General features: G+C 35.3%; 17 protein-coding genes. 7 read left to right on the forward strand and 10 right to left on the reverse strand.

From position 1 onward, the window contains the following. Positions 1–5: 5 nt before the first annotated feature. On the reverse strand, positions 6–2,513 hold the full coding sequence (gene topA, locus JJL45_RS15925; protein WP_068601703.1) for a type I DNA topoisomerase: 2,508 nt from the start codon (positions 2,511–2,513) through the stop codon (positions 6–8). Positions 2,514–2,652: 139 nt separating this feature from the next. After that, positions 2,653–3,414 carry a hypothetical protein gene (locus tag JJL45_RS15930; protein WP_067144615.1) on the reverse strand — a complete coding sequence of 254 codons (762 nt, stop codon included), beginning with the start codon at positions 3,412–3,414 and terminating at the stop codon, positions 2,653–2,655. A 195-nt stretch (positions 3,415–3,609) separates the two neighbouring features. Between JJL45_RS15930 and miaB the strand changes: the two genes are divergently transcribed. From miaB to groL, 7 genes are all read left to right on the forward strand, one after another. Continuing rightward, positions 3,610–5,058, forward strand: coding sequence for a tRNA (N6-isopentenyl adenosine(37)-C2)-methylthiotransferase MiaB (miaB, locus tag JJL45_RS15935; protein ID WP_068601700.1), 1,449 nt, complete (start codon positions 3,610–3,612; stop codon positions 5,056–5,058). 39 nt (positions 5,059–5,097) lie between these two features. Beyond that, on the forward strand, positions 5,098–6,369 hold the full coding sequence (locus JJL45_RS15940; protein WP_068601698.1) for a sigma 54-interacting transcriptional regulator: 1,272 nt from the start codon (positions 5,098–5,100) through the stop codon (positions 6,367–6,369). 43 nt (positions 6,370–6,412) lie between these two features. Continuing rightward, positions 6,413–6,922, forward strand: coding sequence for an LptE family protein (gene lptE / locus JJL45_RS15945; protein WP_067144625.1), 510 nt, complete (start codon positions 6,413–6,415; stop codon positions 6,920–6,922). Positions 6,923–6,949: 27 nt separating this feature from the next. Then, complete coding sequence (locus JJL45_RS15950) at positions 6,950–7,912, forward strand: hypothetical protein (RefSeq protein WP_068601782.1); 963 nt, start codon at positions 6,950–6,952, stop codon at positions 7,910–7,912. Between the two features lie 2 nt (positions 7,913–7,914). Continuing rightward, positions 7,915–8,265, forward strand: coding sequence for a preprotein translocase subunit SecG (gene secG, locus JJL45_RS15955; RefSeq protein WP_068601696.1), 351 nt, complete (start codon positions 7,915–7,917; stop codon positions 8,263–8,265). A 154-nt stretch (positions 8,266–8,419) separates the two neighbouring features. Continuing rightward, the gene (gene groES / locus JJL45_RS15960; protein WP_068601694.1) at positions 8,420–8,695 is read left to right on the forward strand and encodes a co-chaperone GroES; all 276 of its coding nucleotides are present in this window, start codon (positions 8,420–8,422) and stop codon (positions 8,693–8,695) included. A gap of 101 nt (positions 8,696–8,796) precedes the next feature. Continuing rightward, the gene (groL, locus tag JJL45_RS15965) at positions 8,797–10,425 is read left to right on the forward strand and encodes a chaperonin GroEL (protein WP_067144629.1); all 1,629 of its coding nucleotides are present in this window, start codon (positions 8,797–8,799) and stop codon (positions 10,423–10,425) included. Between the two features lie 210 nt (positions 10,426–10,635). Here groL and JJL45_RS15970 read toward each other — a convergent pair whose 3' ends face one another. From JJL45_RS15970 to xrtF, 8 genes are all read right to left on the reverse strand, one after another. Then, positions 10,636–11,037 (reverse strand): hypothetical protein, encoded by a 402-nt coding sequence (locus JJL45_RS15970; protein WP_068601692.1) that lies wholly within the window; start codon positions 11,035–11,037, stop codon positions 10,636–10,638. A gap of 62 nt (positions 11,038–11,099) precedes the next feature. Further along, positions 11,100–12,257, reverse strand: a complete 1,158-nt coding sequence (locus tag JJL45_RS15975) for a PepSY-associated TM helix domain-containing protein (RefSeq protein ID WP_068601690.1) — start codon at positions 12,255–12,257, stop codon at positions 11,100–11,102. 91 nt (positions 12,258–12,348) lie between these two features. Further along, positions 12,349–14,739 carry a TonB-dependent receptor gene (locus JJL45_RS15980; protein ID WP_068601688.1) on the reverse strand — a complete coding sequence of 797 codons (2,391 nt, stop codon included), beginning with the start codon at positions 14,737–14,739 and terminating at the stop codon, positions 12,349–12,351. Positions 14,740–15,001: 262 nt separating this feature from the next. Then, positions 15,002–15,373 (reverse strand): heavy-metal-associated domain-containing protein, encoded by a 372-nt coding sequence (locus JJL45_RS15985; protein ID WP_068601684.1) that lies wholly within the window; start codon positions 15,371–15,373, stop codon positions 15,002–15,004. A 26-nt stretch (positions 15,374–15,399) separates the two neighbouring features. After that, positions 15,400–17,646 (reverse strand): TonB-dependent receptor, encoded by a 2,247-nt coding sequence (locus JJL45_RS15990; protein ID WP_068601682.1) that lies wholly within the window; start codon positions 17,644–17,646, stop codon positions 15,400–15,402. 115 nt (positions 17,647–17,761) lie between these two features. Continuing rightward, entirely contained in the window at positions 17,762–18,163 is a 402-nt protein-coding gene (locus JJL45_RS15995; RefSeq protein WP_082935842.1) for an HYC_CC_PP family protein, read from the reverse strand. Between the two features lie 68 nt (positions 18,164–18,231). After that, positions 18,232–18,660 (reverse strand): exosortase F system-associated membrane protein, encoded by a 429-nt coding sequence (locus JJL45_RS16000; protein ID WP_068601678.1) that lies wholly within the window; start codon positions 18,658–18,660, stop codon positions 18,232–18,234. Beyond that, complete coding sequence (gene xrtF / locus JJL45_RS16005) at positions 18,647–19,246, reverse strand: exosortase family protein XrtF (RefSeq protein ID WP_082935841.1); 600 nt, start codon at positions 19,244–19,246, stop codon at positions 18,647–18,649. The genes JJL45_RS16000 and xrtF overlap by 14 nt, the downstream gene beginning before the upstream one ends. Positions 19,247–19,296: the final 50 nt, after the last annotated feature.

The following is a 19,296-nucleotide window of genomic DNA, read 5'->3' on the forward strand; positions in this document are numbered from 1 at the left end:
TAATACTATTTCTTTTTAGCAGCAGGTTTCTTTTTAGCTGCTGGTTTTCTTTTGGTTGCTTTTTTCTTTGGTGTATTGGCTTCAATAATGCCTTGAGCTTCTTCTAAAGTCATGTCGGTAACATCAACCGTTTTAGGCAATTCTACTTTAATTTTACCTTTTAACACGTTGTGTCTTCCCCAGCGGGCCTTCTCTACACGAATACCTTCATCTTCCCAATTATGAATAACCTTATCGATTTCTTTTTGAATTTTCGTTTCAATTAATTCAACAATATCATCATCAGATAAGTTATCCCAATCGTATTTTTTATTCACATTAATGAACATATCGTTCCATTTAATAAATGGTCCAAAACGCCCTTTTCCTTTTTGAACAGGTAAATCCTTATACATATATATAGGCGCATCAGCTTTTTGTTTTTCTTTAATTAAAACAATAGCATCATCCAGTTCCACACTTAAAGGATCAACACCTTTAGGCAGCGACACAAACGCGTCACCAAACTTCACATAAGGTCCGAAACGTCCGTTATTCACTAACACCTCTTCACCTTGAAACTCCCCTAAAGTTTTAGGAAGCTGAAATAAGTCCATCGCCTCTTCATAAGTGATAGTTGTTAATTGCTGGTCTGGTCCTAAACTTGCGAATTGTGGCTTTTCTTCATCGTCAACCGTTCCTATTTGAACCATAGGTCCGAAACGCCCTAAACGCACACTAACCTGCTTGCCTGTTTTTGGATCTTTACCCAAAATACGTTCACCAGATTCTCGATCGGCATTTTCTTTTACATCTTCCACAACAGGATGAAAATCTTTATAGAAGTTTTTCATCATCTTCGTCCAGTCTTCGTTTCCTTCAGCAATTTCATCAAAATCCGCTTCTACTTTTGCAGTAAAATTGTAATCTAAAATCGCATCAAAATGATTCACTAGGAAATCGGTAACAATCATACCGATATCGGTAGGCACTAATTTCCCTTTATCTGAACCTACTTTTTCTGTTAGGGTTATATCTTTTACTTGTCCGTTACTTAGTGTAAGTTGCGTATAGTCACGCTCTACGCCATCAACGGTACCTTTTTCGATATAATTTCTATTTTGAATGGTAGAAATTGTAGGCGCATAAGTTGATGGACGTCCAATACCAAGCTCTTCCAATTTCTTAACTAACGAAGCCTCTGTATATCGTGCTGGCGGACGCGTATAACGCTCGGTAGCCGTGATATAATTATTAAGTAGCGCTTCATTAACACGTAAAGCAGGTAACATTCCTTCGTGCTCTACATCCTCGTCATCTGTTCCTTCTAGATATACTTTTAAGAAACCATCGAAGGTGATCACCTCACCGTTAGCAGTGAATGTTTCTTCATGCGTTGACGCATTAATTCTCACATTAGTACGTTCCAATTCAGCCTCACTCATTTGCGAAGCAATGGCACGTTTCCAAATCAAATCGTATAAACGTGCTTGATCTCTATCGATGTCTACCGAATGGGTTGCAAAACTCGTTGGACGAATCGCTTCGTGAGCCTCTTGCGCCCCTTTGGCTTTTCCTTTATAATTTCTTGGTTTACTATATTCTGCTCCGTATGCATTTTTGATTTCAGCTTCGGCACCTTGACGTGCTTCATCCGATAAATTCACACTATCCGTTCTCATATAAGTAATTAAACCCGCTTCATATAGGCGTTGTGCCATAGTCATGGTTTTACTTACTGAAAAATACAGTTTACGAGAAGCTTCTTGCTGAAGTGTTGATGTTGTAAATGGTGCTGCTGGTGATTTTTTAGCAGGTTTCTTTTGAAGATCTGCAACTTTAAAATCGGCCGTAGCATTTTGTTCTAAGAATTTTTGAGCTTCCTCTTTGGTTGAAAAGTTTTTAGGAAGTTTTGCTTTAAAGGTTTGTCCGTCTTCATTTGAAAATTCGGCATCTATTCGATAAGATGCTACTGCCTCGAAACCTTCAATTTCACGTTCCTTTTCAACAATTAAACGTACAGAAACAGACTGCACACGTCCTGCTGACAAACCACCTTTAACCTTTCTCCAAAGTACGGGTGACAACTCATAACCAACAATACGATCTAGTACACGACGGGCTTGCTGTGCATCAACCAAATCGTAATCGATACCTCTAGGGTTTTCAATCGCTTTTTGAATAGCAGATTTAGTAATCTCGTGAAAAACAATACGCTTTGTTTTTTCTTTATCCAATTTTAGCGTTTCAGCTAAATGCCATGCGATAGCCTCTCCTTCACGATCCTCATCACTTGCCAACCAAACCATTTCGGCTTTTTTCGCTAGGTCCTTCAGTTTTTTTACAACTGCTTTTTTATCCTTTGAAACTTCGTATTTTGGTTTAAAATCACCTTCAACATCAACGCCTAATTCCTTAGATGGTAAATCGGAAATGTGTCCGAAACTCGATTCAACTTTAAAATCTTTACCTAGAAATTTTTCAATGGTTTTTGCCTTTGCAGGTGACTCTACGATCACTAAATTCTTCGCCATACTTCACTTTTTGAAGCTACAAATGTATATGAAAAAAACGTTATCTGTAACATTTTGGTCATTATCTGTTAATTAATTAAATAAAAAACGGTCTTTTTTTAGATTGGAGAATTGTCAATTCTGATAAAAACAAGACCTCTTAAAAAGTAGAACCAATTTCGTCTATTGGACTTTGATACTCAAAACCAATCACCTCTTTATAAATAAAAAGCACAGGTAAATAAGCTATAGCTATGGTAAATATAACCCCTATTCCACAACCTAAAATCCCTAGCATTCCCATTAACGCACCAACGAACATCGTACCGAAAGAGATTAACCACTTTTTATTTCCTAATTTAAAACTCGCTTTTACAATTTCTATTTCGGTTAAATCGGGATTAAACGCAAAAATGACGGCGATATACGACAATGGCACATACACATATATTAATGGTATTAAAAACAACAACTGAGCAATTGTAGAAATACCTGTGTAAATCATACCTAAAGTTAAAAGCTTTGAAAAGTACCCGTTTCTAAAAAAATAAAAATAATCGTTCTGATAAGGTTTTCCTAATAACTCGAAGCTACACATTCTATAAAAGGCGGCTAAAAAGGCCATGGTTAAGGTACTCATCAAAATATTTTGAGGGACGCTATACAAAGCATTTTTCGAATATGAATTTACAAACCCTTCAATATCAAACTCGCCATTAACAAAAATCTCACTAGTAGGCGCCAGACCTATTATGGTAAACACGACAGCAACTGCCGCCCCACAAACCATCATTAATAAAAAAAGCACAGCCCCTTTTTGCCAAACCATTTTATATAGCGTAATAACCTCGTCTATAATGATTCCAAAATCTAAAGCTTTTGCGTTTTCAATTTTATTAAATAAGTGTTCTAATGTGTTCATACAGATGGATGGTTCTTGTTGATTTTTATTATTTGCCCCTAAAATTAATTTTTTTTAGGACAAACTAAAGCATAACGTCTACTATATGTAAAAACGTTCTTAATTCTCTGCTAAAATAAAACTGTCACTTTGTCACAAATCATTAATATATTGTATCTTTGCGTGCTTATTGACCGTTAAAGGTTTCAGTAAATTATGGAAAAGATTATAGACGAAAACAAACAAGGAAACACCTTAGTTTTAGAGCAAAAAGCTGAAAATAAACGCAAACTTTTTATTGAAAGTTATGGGTGCTCAATGAATTTTAGTGACAGCGAAATCGTAGCTTCTATTATGGCCGACCAAGGTTTTAATACGACTCAAAAATTGGAAGAAGCCGATTTAGTTTTAGTAAACACCTGTTCCATTAGAGACAAAGCCGAACAAACCGTTCGCAAACGCCTTGAAAAATACAATGCTGTAAAACGCGATCAAAATCCGAAAATGAAAGTTGGGGTTTTAGGCTGTATGGCAGAACGACTAAAAACCAAATTTCTTGAAGAAGAAAAAATTGTTGATTTAGTTGTTGGTCCAGATGCATACAAAGATTTACCAAACCTGCTCGCTGAAGTGGATGAAGGTAGAGACGCTATTAATGTGATCCTTTCGAAGGAAGAAACTTATGGTGATGTTTCTCCGGTACGCCTTAATACGAATGGCGTAACAGCTTTTGTTTCTATAACCCGTGGCTGCGACAATATGTGTACTTTTTGCGTGGTACCTTTTACCCGTGGCCGTGAACGCAGTAGAGATCCTCAAAGTATTCTTGAAGAAGTAAATGACTTATGGCAAAGAGGCTATAAAGAAATTACTTTATTAGGACAAAATGTAGATAGTTACCTGTGGTATGGTGGCGGACTAAAAAAAGATTTTGTTAAGGCTACCGACATGCAAAAGGCTACAGCTGTTGACTTTGCAAAACTACTAGAGATTTGTGCTAAAGCGCAACCTAAAATGCGTATTCGTTTTTCTACCTCTAACCCTCAAGATTTAACCCTTGATGTGGTTGAAACCATGGCAAAATTCGATAATATTTGTAAACACATTCATTTACCAGTACAAAGCGGAAGCAACCGTATTTTAAAGGCCATGAACCGCCTGCATACACGTGAAGAATATTTTGAATTAATCGATAATATTCGCCGCATCATTCCCGAATGTGCTATTAGCCAAGATATGATTGTTGGATTCCCTACAGAAACCGAGGAAGACTTTAAAGACACCGTGTCTTTAATGGAATACGTAAAATACAACTTTGGTTATATGTTTACCTATTCGGAACGCCCGGGAACGATGGCCGGAAGAAACATGGAAGATGATGTGCCTGAGGAAACAAAAAAACGTAGACTACAAGATATTGTAGACTTACAACGTATTCATAGCGAAATTAGAACCAAAGAGCACTTAAACACTGTTGTGGAAGTGTTGATAGAAAAAGAATCTAAAAAATCACCCGATCAATGGTCTGGTAGAACGTCGCAAAATATAGTATGTGTGTTCCCTAAAGCCGATTATAACATTGGAGATTTTGTAAATGTTAAAGTCACAGATTGTACCAGTGCGACTTTAATTGGAGAACCTATCGGTTTAAGCCAAAATAATTAATAACTATAAGATTCCTGCCTACGCAGGAATAACAAAATTATGGAATCAGTTCAAGCTATAAAACAACGATTTGGTATTATTGGAAATACGCCTGCCTTAAATCGCGCCATTGAAAAAACGATTCAAGTAGCACCAACAGACATTTCGGTTTTAGTTACTGGAGAGAGTGGCGTTGGTAAAGAAAGTATTCCTAAAATAATACACCAATTATCACATAGAAAACACAACAAATACATTGCTGTTAACTGTGGTGCTATTCCTGAAGGCACTATTGACAGCGAACTATTTGGACATGAAAAAGGCGCTTTTACAGGTGCCACCCAAACCAGAGCCGGTTATTTTGAAGTTGCCGATGGCGGAACCATTTTTTTGGATGAAGTTGGCGAGCTGCCCCTAACCACACAAGTACGTTTATTACGTGTGTTAGAAAATGGTGAATTCCTAAAAGTGGGTTCGAGTAAAGTTCAAAAAACCAATGTGCGTATTGTAGCGGCAACCAATGTAAACATGTTTGAAGCTATCGAGAAAGAAAAATTTCGCGAAGATTTATATTATCGTTTAAGTACGGTAGATATCAACCTACCTCCATTACGAGAGCGCCAAAGTGATATTCATTTGTTATTCAGGAAATTTGCTAGCGATTTTGCTTTGAAATACAAAATGCCTACCGTAAAACTTAGTGACAATGCCATAACCATGCTTACAAAGTTCCGATGGGGCGGTAATATTCGTCAGCTGCGAAACATTGCCGAGCAGCTTTCTGTATTGGAGCAAAACCGAACGATTACTTCAGAGATTCTTCGTAGTTATTTGCCAGACTCCGCATCGACCAACCTGCCAGCTGTTATAAAAACATCAAAATCTGAAAGCGATTTTAGTAGTGAACGTGAAATTCTGTATAAAGTCCTTTTCGATATGAAAAGTGATTTGAACGATTTGAAAAAACTCACTATGGAATTGATGAAAAACGGAAACACTAAAGATGTTGAAAAAAACAACGAAAGTTTGATTCAGAAAATTTATGGTGATACCGATGATGAAGACACAGATTATGAAGAATCGATAGACACCAATACAGAATTAATTTCCATTCCAGAACATACGGTGGAAGAGGATTTACAACCTGTGCAAGACAAATATCATTTTGCTGAAGAAATTGAAGAAGAAGAAACCTTATCGCTACATCAAAAAGAGCTAGAGCTTATTAAAAAGTCTCTAGAACGTCACCAAGGAAAACGTAAATTAGCAGCCCAAGAATTAGGTATTAGCGAGCGTACATTATATAGAAAAATTAAACAATACGATCTTTAAGTTTACACTCAAACCTTTATCATCAAAATCAGGAGTACATAGAATGAGAAAATATATTATCCCCTTCACTTTTATCCTTTTTAGCTTAACTATTGTAGGTTGCGGAATCTACTCTTTTACAGGCGCTTCAATTCCTGCGGGCGTAACGACATATCAAGTAAACCGTTTTGAAAATACCGCTTTACTTATCGAGCCTGGTTTAGAGCGTGACTTTAAATTGGCGCTAGAAGACTTAATTCAAAATCAAACCAATTTAAATTTAGTGCCTTCAGGAGGAGATTTGGTATACGAAGGTGAAATTACCGAATACAGAATTTCTCCAACTACGGCTACTTCCGATCAAATAGCCGCTCAAAACCGATTAACTATAAGTGTAAGTCTACGGTTCTTCAACAAGAAAAAACCAGAGGACGACCTAGAACAGCGTTTTTCGTTTTTCTATGACTACCCAGGAACCGATCAACTAGTTGGTTCTTTAAAAACAACAGCCCAAGAAGAAATATTTGAACGTATCACACAAGATATCTTTAACGCTACATTAGCCAAATGGTAATTGGCAGGCTTAAAATTCAAACCACAAATGACACAAGCAGATTTTACACACATCCTTCAAAAGCCTCAAGAGTTGACTCATGAGCAAACTGATGGATTAAAATCTATTCTTGAAAAACACCCTTATTTTCAAGCAGCAAGAGCTATTTACCTCAAAGGTTTAAAAGATCAAAGTAGTCTACAGTACAACAAAGAACTTAAAATTACAGCCGCCTATACAACCGATAGAAGTATTTTGTTTGATTTTATTACTTCGGAAGTATTCTTTCAAAATGAAATTTCGGAGACCATAAAAAACAATAGCAATTACTTAGGTGACATTGCCGTTGAAGCTGAAGATCTTTCCATCAACAAAAAAGTATCCATTGACGATCGCCTTAATCAGCAAATTAATGATACCGATGGTGTTTTAGATCCAGCCCTCTTTGAACCTAAAGAACCTAGGCCGTTAAAAGAAACCCCTATAATTTCGAACACTCCGGAAAAGGATCAAGAAAAACAACAAGACTTAAACCCTGACGAAAAATCAGCCGAAGCCATTTTAGAATTAGGCAAACCACTACCTTTTAATAAACAAGAATCACATTCTTTTAACGAGTGGTTACAACTTACCAGGTTTCAACCTATTGAAAGAGAACCAGAAAAGGAAAAACTGGAAGTTAAAAGTGATGAACCTTCACCAGAACCGACAGCTACAACCGATTTAGAGAAGGAGAAAAAATTCAAACTTATTGATAAATTCATTGCTGAAAACCCTAAAATCAGTCCGACGAAACCATTAATGCAAAAGGGTAATTTAGCGCAAGCCCAGATGATACAGCCCGAAGCGTTAATGACAGAGACTTTAGCGCGAATTTATGTTGAACAGAAAAACTTTAAAAAGGCAATTCAATCTTATAAAATTTTAAGTTTGAAATATCCAGAAAAAAGTAGTTTCTTTGCAAACCAAATTAAAGCAGTAGAGCAATTACAAGAACAAAATAATAAATAACAATGAGTACGTTTACAATATTTTTAGTCCTTATAGTGGTGGTAGCGTTTTTACTAATCGTAGTAATCATGGTTCAAAACCCTAAAGGTGGCGGATTATCATCATCTTTCGGTGGTGGTGGCACACAACAATTAGGTGGTGTAAAAAAGACCACAGACTTTTTAGACAAAAGCACTTGGTACTTAGCTACTTTACTTTTAGTATTAATTTTAGCGTCTAATGTAGCTATTAACAGAGGACCTGGTACAGGCGAATCTAAAGCATTAGATACTGAAGCTGCTCCAGCACCTGTAGCTTTACCTGAAACACCAGCTGCAACTAATGACGTAGCTCCTGTTAAAGAAGCAGAATAAGTATTCATTGCATACCATATACAAGACAAAAATGCCAACTTTTTAAGTTGGCATTTTTTGTTTCTGCAAGTTTGTCAGTTATATGCTATTGGCATATTTTTCGTAATCATGTAGTCTAGTAATTTAAACTTAATAATTAAAAACATAAATTAAAATGGGATTAAACATTAAACCTTTAGCAGACCGTGTTCTAATAGAACCTGCTGCAGCTGAAACTAAAACCGCTTCAGGAATTATCATTCCAGATAACGCAAAAGAAAAGCCTCAAAAAGGAACTGTAGTAGCCGCTGGACCAGGAACAAAAGACGAGCCCATTACTGTAAAAGTTGGGGATACTGTTTTATATGGTAAATATGCTGGAACAGAGCTTAAACTAGAAGGTTCCGATTATTTAATCATGCGTGAAAGCGATATTTTGGCAATAATTTAGGTTTTGTCATTCCTGCGAAGGCAGGAATCTCAACAAAAAAAAGTAAATATTAATTAAAACAGATTCCCGCCTGCTAGGGAATAAAAAAATAAAACATAATCATGGCAAAAAGTATAAAATTTGATATTGAAGCACGCGACGGTTTAAAACGTGGTGTTGATGCATTAGCAAACGCTGTAAAAGTAACTTTAGGTCCTAAAGGACGTAATGTCATTATTTCAAAAAGTTTTGGAGCACCTTCTGTAACCAAAGATGGTGTATCGGTAGCTAAAGAAATCGAATTAGAAGACGAGCACGAAAACATGGGTGCTCAAATGGTAAAAGAAGTCGCTTCAAAAACCAACGATTTAGCTGGTGACGGAACAACAACTGCTACCGTTTTAGCTCAAGCTATCGTAAAAGAAGGTTTAAAAAATGTAGCTTCTGGCGCTAATCCAATGGATTTAAAACGCGGCATCGACAAAGCTGTTGAGGCTATTACTAAAGACCTTGAAGATCAAGCTCAGAAAGTAGGAAGTTCTTCAGAAAAAATCAAACAAGTTGCTGCTATTTCAGCAAATAACGATGATACGATAGGTGAATTAATCGCTAAAGCTTTCGAAAAAGTAGGAAAAGAAGGTGTGATTACTGTTGAAGAAGCTAAAGGTATGGAAACCTATGTAGACGTTGTTGAAGGTATGCAATTTGACCGCGGATACTTATCGCCTTACTTTGTAACCGATTCAGACAAAATGGTTGCCGATTTAGAGAATCCATACATTTTATTATTCGATAAGAAAATTTCTAACTTACAAGAGATTCTTCCAATTTTAGAGCCTGTTGCACAATCTGGTCGTCCTTTATTAATTATTGCTGAAGATGTAGACGGACAAGCTCTTGCTACTTTAGTGGTTAACAAACTACGTGGTGGATTAAAAATTGCTGCTGTTAAAGCTCCTGGTTTTGGTGACAGACGTAAAGCTATGTTAGAAGATATCGCTATTCTAACTGGTGGAACTGTGATTTCTGAAGAACGCGGATTTACTTTAGAAAACGCTGATTTAAGCATGTTAGGAACTGCTGAAACAGTAACTGTAGATAAAGACAATACAACTATTGTAAACGGTTCTGGAGATGGTGAAACGATTAAGGCTCGTGTTAACCAAATTAAAGCACAAATAGAAACAACAACTTCAGATTACGATAAAGAAAAACTTCAAGAGCGTTTAGCGAAATTGGCTGGCGGTGTTGCTGTACTTTATGTTGGTGCTGCAAGTGAAGTTGAAATGAAAGAGAAAAAAGACCGTGTTGATGATGCTTTACATGCTACTCGTGCTGCCGTTGAAGAAGGTATTGTAGCTGGTGGTGGTGTTGCTTTAGTAAGAGCAAAAGCTGTTTTAGCTAAAATCACAACCGATAATTTAGATGAAACTACAGGTGTTCAAATTGTAAATAAAGCAATTGAAGCGCCTTTAAGAACTATTGTTGAAAATGCTGGAGGCGAAGGTTCTGTAGTTATCAATAAAGTATTAGAAGGTAAAAAAGACTTTGGTTACGATGCTAAATCTGAATCTTACGTAAACATGCTTAAAGCAGGGATTATCGATCCTAAAAAAGTAACGCGTATTGCTTTAGAAAATGCTGCTTCTGTAGCTGGAATGATCTTAACTACAGAGTGTGCTTTAATCGAAATTAAAGAAGATGCTCCGGCAATGCCTCCAATGGGTGGTGGTATGCCAGGAATGATGTAATGGCACTGCCATAAATAGATTATACAAAAACGCTTCAATCCTGATAATATAGGGTTGAAGCGTTTTTTTATGTCAAAATTAAAACGATATAAATACTATAAGTTCAACTACATGAAAAGCGAACTTAACACCAAATAAATTTTTTAAGATATCGACCTTTAAAGAAATAGTACACTTATCCTTTTTGAAGAAAACCGCGATGTAAAAGCACTATTGATTTGAAGCATATTGTAACAGCTCTTGCTCGATCTGTGTTGGAAATTTTAAAACACCTTGATGCCAGAAATTATAGTCGGTCATTTCATCTGCACCAAACTCATGCCTCTTAACAGCCTTAAAAAGTTTTAACTCCTTTTTTCTAAGCTTTTTTAAATGCTTTAAATACTTTGATTCTGAAATTTGCTTTGTGGAAAACAAATGCTGCTGCGTTTTAAAAGTACTTTGAATAGCTTCAAAACGAGATTTTAAGGCTTCAGTAGTTGATGCATCTTGATTAATTTGAACACGTTCAGTATTATTGAAATCGCTCAAATTCATACTTGTTGTTTCCGCCGCATGGCAAAGACTAAAAAACATCAAAAAGGTTACTAAAGCTATTTTATAATTTCTCATGCTTCAAAAATAGTGAAAGAAAGATAACATAACTTTATTTTCCTTTTGAGCCCCACCTTAGATTAAGATGCCACAGCTTCAGCTATTTTCTCCTCCCTTTTCTTGGTTTTATAATTTCTACCGTACCAAAGTAGCACACCTGTTACTGGCAAAGTAGCCGTGAGTAAGCTCACGATAAACGCGATGATTTTACCAGGAAGCCCTCCAATGGCGCCGATATGAATGTCGTAATTCATTCTAAGAATTTTATCAGCAAATTTGGCATCTTCATATTTCCCGTAAATAGCAGGCGTCTCAATTTCTTCAAGGGTGTTTTGGTCAAAAAACCTAAAATCTGAATCGTAAAAAACCCCTTTACTGTTTGACACCTCCACATATATACTTGAGCTATCAGACTCTGGGTAATGTAATTCAAAATTCTCTGCATTCGGAGTTGATTTCCAAAGCTTAGGAATTAATTGATCGATTGGTAATACCGTACCCGCCTTAACGAGTTTCGGTCCGGTATTATTTTCAGGAATGATGAAAGCAGGTACTTTGTCTCCTCCTGCTGATTTATAGACCACATATTTAAGCCAATTATACGAAATCACAGTCCCGGTAAAAGCCAAAACTAAAGCTAAAGAACACACATAAAACCCTACTACGGTATGTAAATCGAAATTTTTACGCTTCCAACGGGTGGTAGATTTCCAATCGAAAGTAATACGTTGCTTTAGGTTTTTACGCTGTTTAGGAATCCATAATAAAAAGCCAGATATAATAATTAATATGAAGATTAAAATAGACGCACCTACAATTTGTTCGCCTATCTCTCTAGGAAACCATAAACGCATATGACCCTTTAAAATAAATGGAAAAAAACCAGTAAGGTTATCATTAATTTGAATAACCTCACCCGAATATGGGTTTAGGTAAACATCTCGATAAAACTCAGGTTCTCGGTCGTAGAAAATAACCTGTATTGCCTCATCAGGTTTTCCAAAAATAGCCCCGTGAATATGATTGTTTGGAAATAGTTTTTGAGCAATTGTTTGAGCCTCGGTTACAGTTATTTGAGGTAAGTTTTGTACTTCAACTGTTTTATAATCTGAATACAAACTCTCTATTTCCTCTTTAAAAGCCCAACAACAACCAGTTATAGCTACCACAAATACTACGACTCCAGTTACAAGACCTAATATTTTGTGAAGTGTTAATATTTGCTTTCTATATTTCATAGGCTAATAAAAAAGGTTGTTTGATAAAATTAATGCGACAAATGTACTATATCATTAAGACTTCAAACAACCTCGTTTTTATAATTAATTATTAAAATTTATAGGTGAAGTTTGCAATTAAAGCTCTTGGCAATTGCGGTGTAATAGTTGTCCACCCTTTGTAATACTCTTTATTAAACGCATTGTTTAATTTTAAAGTAACACGGTATTTATTCGCTTGATAAAATAAAGAAGCATTAGCAACTGTATAGCTTGGTAAAATAAACTCTCCTGTATTAGCATAGTTTATCGCAAATTGCTCGGTTGCTCCATTAAACCCTAATCCTGCTCCAAAACCATTTAATAAACCTTCTTGAAATTCATAATTAGCCCAGAAGTTATATAAGGTCTCTGGCCCTGCCTCAAGTGGTCTTCTGTTAAGAATGTTAGTATTATCAGATTTTGTAGTTTCACTAAAGTTATTGCTAAAACCTGCTCTAATATTAAGTCCGTCAAGCGGATTGGCATTCACTTCAATTTCAAAACCTCTACTAACCACTTCTCCTCCTTGAATTTTATTGAATGGTGAATCTGGATCGGTAATCACTTGATCTTTCACCTTAATATCGTAGTAACTAACTGTAGCATTTAAACGGTTTGAAAACAGATTAGTTTTCACACCAAACTCTAATTGGTTGGCTTCTTCAGGGTCAAAAGTTTTTAAGGTTTGTGGTCCTGCGCTAGGATCGCCAACTAATTGTGGAGCCACATTGGTAAATCCGTTTTGATAATTAGCAAAAACAGATAACTGATCTAAAATCGGCTGAAACATCAAACCAAATTTAGGAGAGAAGGTATTTTGCTCATAATTATCATCTGAAGTGGCAAGATTACCGTCATTATCAAAACGATCAAAACGAATACCTACCATAGCCGATAAAGCTTCTGTTATGTTTATTACATCTGAAGCGTAAACACTATAAATGCTGTATTCCGATTTCAAATCATTTACTGAAGCTCCTGCTAAGGCTGCATCAATCCCTGAAGTTGATAATGGGTAACCATCTTCGGTTGTTCCATCGGCTTGTACGCTTCCATAATACACGTAGCTTGAGCCGTTATCAGTACTTGTAGCATTTAAATAATCCAAACCAACAACCATTCTATTTCGTAATCCTAAAACATTAAAGTTTCCAATAAAATTTTGTTGAATATCTGTGGTTTGCGTATTCGCATTTTGTTTATTAATAAACCTTGAAAATGTATCTACTGGATTTCCTCCCAAATCATACAAATACGAGTAGTAACCCGTTGTGGAAGTATTACTTCTTGACAATAAAGTTTGAGATTGCCATTTATCAGACAATTTATAATCCATTTCAACTCTGTAGTTTTGAGTTGGATTTTGTAGTGTGATATCGTTACTCGTGAAAGACAATTTATTGTTATACCCTAATTCATCCATGTTTGAAGCTACACTAGGCGCTGCTCTATTTAAGAATAAAAACATAGGGTTTGTTTGCTCGGCCTGCGTAATTTCTCCGTAAAAAGAAAACGACAATTTATTGTTTACTTTATAAGATAAAGATGGTGCTATAAAGAAGGATTCGTTAAAACCAGCATCTTGAAAACTCTCGGACTTAGCATATGAGGTATTAATTCTGAAATAAATACTTTTATCTTTATCTAATGCTGTATTAAAATCTCCAACAATTTGATTTAAACCATAACTACCTGCTGTGTAGGATAACTCTCCACCTGTTCCAACGAAAGGCTTTTTAGTAACCACGTTTATTAATCCACCATAAGAACTTACGGCATTTCCAAATAATGTTGCAGAAGGCCCTTTTATTACCTCGATACGCTCAATATTTGCAGCGTTAATCGTTCCATTAGTTAAACCTGGTAATCCATTTACTAATTGCGGCTGTACTGAAAACCCTCTTAAAGTGTAGTAACCTGCGCCATCGCCTCCACGACCTGTTGAAGCCCATAATTTATCAACTCCAACTGCATTTTTTAAAGCATCGTCAAAATTAGTTACAACTTGCGACTCTAATAAACTAGTAGTAATTGTACTGTAAACCTGAGTATTTTCAATGTCTTTTAGTGGTAATTTTGAAACGTATGCTGTTTTCTTTCGTGAGAACTTATTACCCTCACCACCATAAACAACAACTTCATTTAAAATTTCATTTCCTTCATAAAGGGTTATGATTCCTAAATCTAAATCCTGATTAGCGATTATTGAAACTTCAACTTCTTTTGTTTTGTATCCAATGAATGAAAATGATAGTGTATAGGTGCCGGCTTCAACGTCTTCAATTTTAAAACGACCGTCAACATCGGTTTCTGTACCAACATCTGTTTGTTTTAGTACAATATTAACGTTCTCTAAAGCTTGAAAAGCGGAGCTATTAACAACTCCTGAAATGGTATTATTTTGTGAAAAACCTAACCAGGTTAGTACAAAAAATAATAAAAATGTAATTTGATTTTTCATTTAAGTTTATTTAAACCAATTATAAATAGTAATTTTTCGGCAAAAGTAACTGCTCATATTAATATCAGCAAACTATTTAAACTAAATCTAAATAAATTTAATATCCTAACACGACGAACTGCAAAACCGAAGTATAAAACCTACAAAACACCACATGAAATCAATGCTATTACTAAAGAATATACTTACATTCTGATGATTTATAAAAAAAACCTCCAAGACATGACATCTTAGAGGTTTTATAGTAGTTTAAAAAGATGAACTAATCCGCATCTTCATTATGATCATTATGATCGTCTTGAACAGCTTCATCACGATACTTACAACAAGGGTGTACACTAGCATAAGCTTCATCGGTTGCTTTTTGGTCTTTAGTATCATGACCTACCTCAAGCACACTCGCTTTTATAGTTTCTAAATTTGTTTTTCTTTCATCATAAATCAAACTAAGTTCATGGGTTTTCACATCCCATACCGCAGATTTTACACCTTTGGTTTTAAAACAAGCTTTTTCAATGCGCGTCTTACACATTAGACAAACACCATCAACTTCTACAGTTGCTCTAGCATTTTTGTTTTGGGCATAGGACAAGCTCCCTATAAGACACATGATAAGAAATATTGTTTTTTTCATTTTTATTGTTTTTAATAGTTATTGTATTATAATTTTAAACGGAAACCTGCATAATACAAGCTCCCAAATATGGGTCCGTACACAAAAGTAGTATCAAAATTCGCTCCAAATGGGTCGTTTGCTGCCATAACCGGATTTGACTGTCTTAGATTGGTTATATTTTCCCCTCCAAAATAAACCTCAAATTTTGGAGAAAAAACACGAGTCACTTGTGCATTTAAGGTTGCTACTGTAGGCGTATATTCTGGTAGTTGATACGCTACAGGATTACTTGCTGTAGAAGAAAAGCGCTGTTCACCCAACCAATTAAAGGTCGTATCGAACTTCCAATGCTTGCCATCTTCACTAAGTTGTGTTTCATAAGATAGATTAGCAAACAAACGATGTTTAGGCACTAAAGGTTTATCTAGCAATCCAGACTTATACTCTGTTTTAACTTCATAATATTTATAGGCTAACCTCATGTCGAATTGCTCAAAAGCATTATAATTCAATTCAGCCTGAAAACTATTGGCATAACTTTTACCTTCTAAATTATAAAAATTAACCTCCAACGGGTTTTCATAATCTACAACAACCTGATTTGTAAAATCGGTTTTGTAGTAGTCTAAAGTGATATCGGCTTTTCTTCCAAATAAATTAAAACCTTGTAAATAGGACACCCCGTAATTCCAAGCAATTTCAGGATCTAATCCGTAAATATTACCATTTGAATTCAATATATTAAAGGTACGAGATGTAGCAAACATATTTTGATTTTCAGCAAAAATATTCGCACTACGCTTACCGCGGCCAAAAGACATACGTAAAGCCGACTTTTCCCATGGCGTATATTTAGCATGAAATCTAGGCGTTATAAAAGTGCCTAACAAATTATGATGATCGATACGCACACCAGCGGTTAAGTTGAGTTTTTCCAAATTATCATAATTGTACTCAAAAAATGCGCCTATAGCGTATTCTGTTCTTTCATAATTATTATCTAGATTTAGGGCATTTACAAACTCATCATAATGATCGTAAGTATAACTCAATCCCGTTTTAATTTTATGTCTAGAATCACTAATTATGGAATTATAAATAGCAGTGGTATACAGGCTATTCTGCATGATATTATAGGTGTTTAAACCAAAATAAGATTCCTGTTCATGACTACTAAAGGCCGCTTGAACACCGATACTTTGATAAGGAATATTAGGGTTGACGTACCCAATTTTTCCGGAAACTTCATAACGACGTGTATCAATCTCACTTCCCCAAGCATTGGTTGTCAGTTTATCGGTATTAGGATCAAAATTTAATTGTCCCGTTTGTTTTTCATCATTTAAAAACTTTAAATTAATAAAACTAACTAGTCCCTTTTCTGGATTGGTGTATTGCCAGCGATTCATCACATTAATCTGATTATACTTAGGCATATCTAGAAAACCATCGTGGTTTACATCATGTTCAGCTTGATGCGAATTACCGTGTAAATACAACCCTGTATCCCAGCGTTCACTTACTTTTTTGTTAATATGGGTATTTAACTCCGTACGTAAACTAGAAGCGCCGTAACCATTTACGTATACACGATCGTCCGTGGCCGGCTTAACTAACTCTGCGTTTATCTGCCCTGCAATACTTTCATATCCGTTAACCACACTTCCTGCGCCTTTTGTTATTTGGATACTCTCTACCCAAGTTCCCGGAATAAAACTTAAACCAAAGGCTTGTGACGCACCACGGATGGAAGGTATGTTTTCGGTCGCAATTAAAATATACGGACTAGTTAATCCCAACATTTTTATTTGTCGCGTTCCTGTTAGGGCATCGGCAAAATTCACATCTATTGATGGGTTGGTCTCAAAACTTTCGGCAAGATTACAGCAGGCCGCTTTTAGCAACTCATCGCTACTCACGGTAAAAGTATTGGTTGCTTTCAAATACGATTTTGCAGTGGCTTGCTTACGAGATGTCACAGTAACGGCTTCTAAATTATCAGTTGATTTCAACCAATGCTTTATGGGTTTTGCACTACTTACGGTAATGGTATCGGTTTGAAAGCCGATGAAACTAATAACGAGTTTTTTATAATCGGATTGATAAGGTATTTTAAACTTCCCATCAAGATCTGTTACGGCTCCAACCGTAGTATTGAGCCAATAGACATTTGCTCCCGCTAGAACAAGGTTTTTGTTTTCTTTATCTGCTTCTAATATGACGCCTTCGAGTTGGTCTTGCGAAAAGAGCCAGGCTGGCATCAGTAAAAGCATAAATATAATAGGTTTCATATTTAATGACATTTAATTTTTAATTCAAATAATTTTCGTGGTTACAAACCACTTGCCACGCTTAACAATTAGAATATGCGTGTTCTTTTTAGAAAATTGGATAATGAATTATAAATCAAATGATGAAAACCTGATCTAACACCTGAATATCGGAAACTATAAGGGGTGGTGAATAATTGGCGTGAGGAACCTTTTGTTTTGGTAAACTTTCAAAACCAAATATAAGGCTGTAGGTGAAAGCGTAAAGAAATTGTTGTTGATCTAAATCTAAATCATCTATAGATGACATACTCAGTTCATCTTGTCCTACAACAACATCAACTTCATCTTTGCAACAGTTTTTCTTCTGAAGTGTCTCTAAAGCTTCCATTTCGCATTTTTCAGCTTCAACAAAAACCCCAACATCTACTAACACATCACCGCAAAAATGTTTTTCAACAGTAAATGAAACCGTTGAAAACAATACGATCAAGGCTAGTAAACTTGTAAAAGCTTTATGTAACATGGTCTTTAACACCTTACAAAATTACAAAAATGGCATACTAAAAAAGCATTTTATAAAATGTTTAACATACTAAAACGTTTTCACTTTTTTAATTTATGGTAATAAAAGGCTGGTAAAAGCAATATCAAAATAATGGGTTGAATTAAAAACCGTCGTACATTAAAAAACATATAGTAATCCTCTTGTCTAGGATGCACTACAAAATATAGATAGATTAACATAAGAACGATAAAAGCTAATACGTAAATAATTGCAGAAAACTTAACGATGTTTTTGTCCGTAAAAATCACAGCCATGATAGCTAACGAAAGTATACTATTTAAAAAATACCTCAAAGAAGTAAAACCAACGAGTTTAGCCAATTCCCTGCGAGGGCTATCGATATATAAATAATCATTTTTAAAAAACGATAAGTATGGATCGTAAAACAGACTACCTTCAAAATATCGAATCAATATTAGCAATAGAAACAGAACAGAAAGCAGTATCAATTTATTAACTCTCGACATTTTCCATCTTTAAATTAGAAAACATATTAACCCAAAATACCCAAAGAAAAAACACCAGACCATAGATGATCCCAGGAAAAATGATATTGTGCAAGACCTCTTCATACTTTGGATAATGAAACATCCCTAGCGCCAAAATGGTGATACGAAATAAATTTACAATATAAATGAAAACGCTTCCTGTTAGCACATAAACAAGGGTTGGTTTTAATCTTGTTGAAAATGCTATAATAAAAGAAGCAAATAATATAATAACACTAAAGGCATTACAACCTTCGATAATACGCGCTAAATACTGCCCGTTAATTATGAGTTTTAATGAAGGTTCATTAGGATGTTTAACAACCTCAATAACGTAACCAAAAAACTCTAAAAGAGCTGCGCATTGCAAACCTACTAAATTGGTGAAATAATCGGGATAAAAAATGCTGCCATCCGAAAGCTTTAAATAAAAACTATAAATGACAGACAAGGTAATATATACCACTAAAAAAGTGAGTATAAATCTAATTACCGCCTTGTATTTTTTAAAAAGTGATAACACCGATTTTTCTTCAATTTTTATATTTTTTAACCTCGTTGTCATGGATTTTCCGATTAAGAAATGTATTAATCTTATCTTAATGAAAGATCAAA

It is taken from the genome of Tamlana sp. s12, from assembly GCF_016767215.1.
Lineage (GTDB): Bacteria > Bacteroidota > Bacteroidia > Flavobacteriales > Flavobacteriaceae > Pseudotamlana > Pseudotamlana agarivorans.

Excerpts from the sequence above, each read along its gene's own strand:
- xrtF (WP_082935841.1), bottom strand. The coding sequence starts at position 19,246 with ATGACAACGAGGTTAAAAAATATAAAAATTGAAGAAAAATCGGTGTTA.
- JJL45_RS15950 (WP_068601782.1), top strand. The coding sequence starts at position 6,950 with ATGACACAAGCAGATTTTACACACATCCTTCAAAAGCCTCAAGAGTTG.
- JJL45_RS15975 (WP_068601690.1), bottom strand. The coding sequence starts at position 12,257 with ATGAAATATAGAAAGCAAATATTAACACTTCACAAAATATTAGGTCTT.
- groES (WP_068601694.1), top strand. The coding sequence starts at position 8,420 with ATGGGATTAAACATTAAACCTTTAGCAGACCGTGTTCTAATAGAACCT.
- JJL45_RS15990 (WP_068601682.1), bottom strand. The coding sequence starts at position 17,646 with ATGAAACCTATTATATTTATGCTTTTACTGATGCCAGCCTGGCTCTTT.
- lptE (WP_067144625.1), top strand. The coding sequence starts at position 6,413 with ATGAGAAAATATATTATCCCCTTCACTTTTATCCTTTTTAGCTTAACT.
- JJL45_RS15985 (WP_068601684.1), bottom strand. The coding sequence starts at position 15,373 with ATGAAAAAAACAATATTTCTTATCATGTGTCTTATAGGGAGCTTGTCC.
- JJL45_RS15930 (WP_067144615.1), bottom strand. The coding sequence starts at position 3,414 with ATGAACACATTAGAACACTTATTTAATAAAATTGAAAACGCAAAAGCT.
- JJL45_RS15970 (WP_068601692.1), bottom strand. The coding sequence starts at position 11,037 with ATGAGAAATTATAAAATAGCTTTAGTAACCTTTTTGATGTTTTTTAGT.
- topA (WP_068601703.1), bottom strand. The coding sequence starts at position 2,513 with ATGGCGAAGAATTTAGTGATCGTAGAGTCACCTGCAAAGGCAAAAACC.
- groL (WP_067144629.1), top strand. The coding sequence starts at position 8,797 with ATGGCAAAAAGTATAAAATTTGATATTGAAGCACGCGACGGTTTAAAA.
- secG (WP_068601696.1), top strand. The coding sequence starts at position 7,915 with ATGAGTACGTTTACAATATTTTTAGTCCTTATAGTGGTGGTAGCGTTT.
- JJL45_RS15940 (WP_068601698.1), top strand. The coding sequence starts at position 5,098 with ATGGAATCAGTTCAAGCTATAAAACAACGATTTGGTATTATTGGAAAT.
- JJL45_RS16000 (WP_068601678.1), bottom strand. The coding sequence starts at position 18,660 with ATGTCGAGAGTTAATAAATTGATACTGCTTTCTGTTCTGTTTCTATTG.
- JJL45_RS15980 (WP_068601688.1), bottom strand. The coding sequence starts at position 14,739 with ATGAAAAATCAAATTACATTTTTATTATTTTTTGTACTAACCTGGTTA.
- miaB (WP_068601700.1), top strand. The coding sequence starts at position 3,610 with ATGGAAAAGATTATAGACGAAAACAAACAAGGAAACACCTTAGTTTTA.